Here is a 4,871-nt window from a genome sequence, read left to right as displayed (position 1 = left end):
CCCCCAGCCCCTCTCCCAGCCCTCACCCCCAGCCCCTCTCCCAAAGGGAGAGGGGGGATAGGCGGAGAGAGGTTTTTGGGGTTGCCCTTAAACCCGCTCCAGAAAGGCGACTCCCTCTACATGCCCGGTTTGGGGAAAGAAGTCGGCAGCTCGCCATTGGGTTAGGTGGTAGGATCCCTCGGCCAGCAAGATTTGTAAGTCGCGCGCCAAGGTGGCCGGGTGACAGCTAATGTAAACGAGGCGCGGTGGCCGTCGCAGCTTTAAGATCTCGAGCACTTGGCGGTCGCAGCCACGTCGCGGCGGATCCAGCACCACAATGTCGGCAGGGGGCAGGGTTGGCAAAACCTGTTCCACCGTGCCCTCGAAAAACTGGACAGCAGAGAGGTTGTTGAAGCGAGCGTTGTAGCGGGCCTGGGCCACCGCTTCCGGCAACGCTTCCACCCCCATCACCCGTTTGGCCCGTTGCGCCAGCAGCAAGGTCAGGGTGCCGATGCCACAGTAGGCGTCCAGGACGGTCTCCTCTCCCCGCAGGTTCAGTTGATCGACTATCCAGGTAAAGAAGGCCTCCGCTTGCTCGGTATTGACCTGGAAGAAAGAGGTGCTGTCGATCCAGAGGGAAAAACCGGCAAATTCTTCCCGCAGGGATCCCCGACCGGCAATCACCTCCGTTTGCGGGCCAAAGATGGCGTTGGTGCGGGCCGGATTGAGATTGAGACAGACCCCCACCAGGTCGGGGTAGCGCTGCATCCAGCGTTCAGCCCAGCTTTCCAGATGGGGCAGGTCGCGGCTGCAACTGACCAAGGTCAGCAGCACCTCGCGGGTACGGCGACCGATGCGCAAGCCCAGGTGGCGGAGATGGCCCTGGTGGCGGCTTTCGTCATACACGTTCCAGCCCGTTTCCTGGAGATCCCGCTTGATCTCCCTCAGGAACACGTCCAACCGCTCATCCTGCACGGGGCATTGGTTGAGGTTCACCAGGCGGTGGCTGCCCCGTTGGTAGTAGCCCACGCGCAACGGCTGGCCTGCCGCTTTGGCAATGGGGTAGGTGACCTTGTTGCGGTAGCGCAGCGGCTGCGGGGATCCCAAAATGGGGACAGGCTCCGGCAGGGTAAGGCCGCCAATCCGTTCCAGCGCATCCCTGAGGATCTGCTGCTTGGTGGCCAGTTGCTGAGCGTAGCTGACGTGTTGCCATTGGCAGCCACCGCACTTGTCAGCCACGATGCAGGCCGGTCGCACCCGTTCGGGAGAGGGAGTCATTAACGACCGAATTCGTCCGACCAAATAGTTGCGCTTGATCTCGGTGATCTGGGCCACCACCTGATCCCCCGGCACCGCCTGGGAGACAAACACCACCCGCCCTTGTCCCAGTCCCGCCGTGTGGGCAATGCCATCTCCTTGGGGGGTCAGATCCGTGATCTCCAGGGATAGGAGATCGCCGGGTTTAACGGGATCCAGAAAACCAGAAGGGAGCGGCTGTTCCATTAAGCTGTTTCGCTAGAGTGGCTTATTCCTGGGTCAAAGCAGACAGAGAAGGCAAAACATCCTCTCGAAAAGGAACCTCATTTTGATTGACATTCTCCAGCTCGGCCAACATGAGAGGATTAACCCGATTCAAATAAGGCACCAAAACCTGTTGCAGCCGTGGTCGATAAAAACGGTGGTAGCTGTACACAGGCGTAGCCGGAAATCCCCGCCGGATCTTATGGGATCCGCCGGCGCCGGGATCAAAGTTGCGGATCCCTTCGCGGATGGCCAGGGCAATCGGCTCGTAATAGCAAACGTTAAAGTGCAAAAACTTCACCTCTTCCCGACAGCCCCAGTAGCGACCGAATAGGCGATCTTCTTTACGAACACAAAAAGACATCCCCAGAATTTCTGTATTTCGTTCCCCGGCCACCAGCACCAGCCGCTGCCGATAGTTGGGATAGAGAGATTCAAAAAAGCGGCGGTTGAGATATTTGCTCCAGTTCCAGAATTGAGCGCAGGTGTTGCTGTAAAAATCGTACATGAGAGAGAGCAGGCGCGGCGTGATCTCCTCTCCTGTGTAGATCTTGAGTTGTATGCCGCTTTTTTCCATCGCAGCCCGCTCCCGCTTAATGTTGCGCCGCTGGTTGGCATTGAACTGGCTCAAAAAGTCCTCGTAAGAGCGGTAGCCAGGGTTGTGCCACTGGTAGTTGTGGGTGATTCGAGGCGTCAATCCATCCGATTCTAATTGGGCCCGCCAGTCCAAATCCACATAAAGTAAGCTAAACACCGAAATATCATTATCTTGGCAAAAGCGGTCGATAACGGCCAACATCAACGGCCACACTTCTGCTGCCGAGTAGTCGGGGTGGACGAGAATGCGATAGCCGGTGGCCGGCGTAAAGGGGGCCATGCCGATCAACTTTGGGTAGTAGCGTTCCCCCAGTTGGCCGGCAACCGCAGCCCATTCTTGGTCGAAGATAAACTCACCCTGGCTGTGGCTTTTCAAATACAAGGGGGCAGCGGCGATCAATTGCCCCCCCGACTCCACCAACAGGTGACAGGGCAACCAACCCGTGTTGCGGCTGGCACAACCGGAAGCCTCTAAGCTGTGCAGCCATTCGTATTCCAAAAAAGGAGAGGTGCGCTCCGTCTGCAAAGTGTGCCAGGCAACCGCCGGGATCTCGCGAATATCGTGGCACCAGCGCCATTTCAAGCCGGTTGACATTTGCCTGCCCAGATAGACCAACTCGCCCTGCAGCCGCGTCAGCTTGGCTGTCCCCATACTCCTTGCAGAGAGGATCCGCCGCCTTTAAGTTCAACACGGGACAGGATCCCCGCGCTTGCTTGCCTGCTTAACCCACATAATATGTACAAGATTGGAAAACAGAGAACTGCTCCTCGACCCGGCGCCAGAGAGTGCCTTTGTGTTAACGTATTTTATTCGCGATCCCTGGGCTCGTAGTAGTGGTTGGCCAATTCCAGAGCCATCTGAAACTTCTGCTCACGGGTGAGGTCGGCCTGCCGGGCGATCTGGGCAAAGCGGTTGACATCTGGGGGCAAGAAGTCGAAAGGCCGCTGTTCCCGCACAATATCTACGACCAAATCGCAAAGGGCCTGCTGGTAATCGTTGTAAAAAATCTCCCCCAAAGCCTTGAGGCGGCCATCGGGCACCGGATTGTTAAAGTCAATGGCTTGCAGCTCCCCTTGCTCGTCGATAAACAGCTCCACCGAGTTCATTTCATAGCCCAACGCCCGATTGATAATCCGGCACGTATCGATAACTTTTTTGCCCATCTCTGGCGTGAGAAACTCTGGATCAAATAAGTACTCGCTGGCATCGAACTTGCGAAAGATGTATTTAATGGGGATGATCTTTCGGCCAATGCAGAGGGCGCGAATCTGCCAGGGATAGGGGCTTTTAACCTTCTCCTGGAGCATCATCACCTGGGATCCGGAGCGGTCGTAAAAGTAGAGGAGCTGCTCCATGTTATAGGCAATTTCGACCCCGATGGCCTCCCGTCCCTCCGCCGGTTTGATGACAATCGGCCAGCCGAGATCTTCTGCCATCCCCTGCCAATCGAAAAACTTGTGATACTTAAAGTCTTCTGTTTTCAAAGCCGGAGCTTCCTTGGGAGGTAGAATGTAAGTCTTTGGAATGGAGATCCCCAGCTCCTTGACCACCATGTAGGCGGCATCTTTGTTGCGCAAGTAGTAGTAAAAGCTGAAGGGGTTGTTGATGATGTATACTCCCCTGAAGGCAAAGCCCATGAACAGGCCAATTGCTTGGGGGTAAAGATAGCTGAAGCGGTCTAGGATGAGGCGGTACTTGGTGCGGTAATCCAGGTTCACCTCGTGGATGGTGACATGTTCCGCCCGGATCTTGTAGGCTTGGCCGTTGCGGGCTTGAACGGGGGGAAGAGCGTTGAGGCGGGCCAGGGTGTCGTCCCCAAAAGGCTCGCTGAAGTGCAGGCTGCCAACCCAGTAGTCTTCGATCATCCAGGCTCCCTCGTCAAAAGCTCTCTCAATCCTCTGCAAGGGATCCTACGCGAAGGCGCGGATTTGGGCTTGCCAAGTGGGCCAGTCGTGATCCCCTTCCCACACCTCCAGGTGATGGGGGATGTCGTTGCGGCGGAGGACTTCTGCCAGGCGCAGGTTGTCGTTGAGGCAGTGATCCCGGTGGGCGGTGAGCAGTTTTAGCTCGGTATTTTGCCCGCCCAGTTGATCCCAGAGTTGTCGGCTCATGTTGGACATGTAAGCCAAGGGGTTGATGAAGTACAGCTCCTGCTCCGCCTGCTGGGGATCCCAGCCGGTGATGGGGCCGAGAGCAGCCACATCGTAGGGCCCTCCCAGCGCCAGACAACGGCGCACCAGGCCGGGGTGCCGACAGGTGAGGTTGACGGCGTGGGTGGCCCCCAGAGAGAAGCCTGCCACCACCAGAAAGTCATTTTGTGCTTCTGCTTTGGCATAGGGGATCAGCTCTTCTACCCAGTGCTGCTCCAGCAACAGCCAGCGATCCCGCCGTTGGGGCACGTCCAGCTCGCGGTTGAACAAGGTCTCCCAATCCAGGGTTTCCACGCAAAAAGCCTGCAAATAGCCCTGTTCCAGATGATGGCCGAGGCTGGCGATAATGCCGCGATCTTCCAAGTCGAAAAAACGCCCGTTGCTGGTGGGCAGACAGATGAGCGGGTAGCCGTGATGCCCAAAGTGGAGCATCTCCATTTCCCGGCCCAAGATCGGAGAGGGAAAACGCAAGTAGCGGCGAGCGTAGGACATGAAAAACGGGGAAGGGATCCTCAAAACATACCCAACTTTCTCTTCTGCGGGGGAAAAGTTGTGCCTTGCCTGGCCAAGAAAGCCAAGCTGCAACCATGAACTACCCCACCGCGCAGGCGGGTGGGGTTTCC

At 57.2% G+C, this 4,871-nt stretch carries 4 protein-coding genes; all 4 read right to left on the bottom strand.

The features are described from left to right. Nucleotides 1-87: 87 nt before the first annotated feature. Nucleotides 88-1,482: a 23S rRNA (uracil(1939)-C(5))-methyltransferase RlmD gene (rlmD, locus tag NW853_RS08625; RefSeq protein WP_414348808.1), complete on the bottom strand. Its 1,395-nt coding sequence runs from the start codon at nucleotides 1,480-1,482 to the stop codon at nucleotides 88-90. A 22-nt stretch (nucleotides 1,483-1,504) separates the two neighbouring features. Further along, nucleotides 1,505-2,692: a GNAT family N-acetyltransferase gene (locus NW853_RS08620; RefSeq protein WP_414348809.1), complete on the bottom strand. Its 1,188-nt coding sequence runs from the start codon at nucleotides 2,690-2,692 to the stop codon at nucleotides 1,505-1,507. Nucleotides 2,693-2,904: 212 nt separating this feature from the next. Continuing rightward, entirely contained in the window at nucleotides 2,905-3,963 is a 1,059-nt protein-coding gene (locus tag NW853_RS08615; protein WP_414334826.1) for an ATP-grasp domain-containing protein, read from the bottom strand. A gap of 45 nt (nucleotides 3,964-4,008) precedes the next feature. After that, nucleotides 4,009-4,871 (bottom strand): alpha/beta hydrolase-fold protein (locus NW853_RS08610; protein WP_414348807.1); only part of this gene is annotated, 863 nt, incomplete at its 5' end.

Origin of the sequence: Synechococcus sp. H55.11 (assembly GCF_047462475.1) — a bacterium.
Lineage (GTDB): Bacteria > Cyanobacteriota > Cyanobacteriia > Thermostichales > Thermostichaceae > Thermostichus.
This window is presented reverse-complemented; position numbering and strand designations above follow the sequence as displayed.

Coding starts and splice junctions, on each gene's coding strand:
- NW853_RS08615 (WP_414334826.1), bottom strand. CDS start 3,963: ATGATCGAAGACTACTGGGTTGGCAGCCTGCACTTCAGCGAGCCTTTT.
- rlmD (WP_414348808.1), bottom strand. CDS start 1,482: ATGGAACAGCCGCTCCCTTCTGGTTTTCTGGATCCCGTTAAACCCGGC.
- NW853_RS08620 (WP_414348809.1), bottom strand. CDS start 2,692: ATGTCAACCGGCTTGAAATGGCGCTGGTGCCACGATATTCGCGAGATC.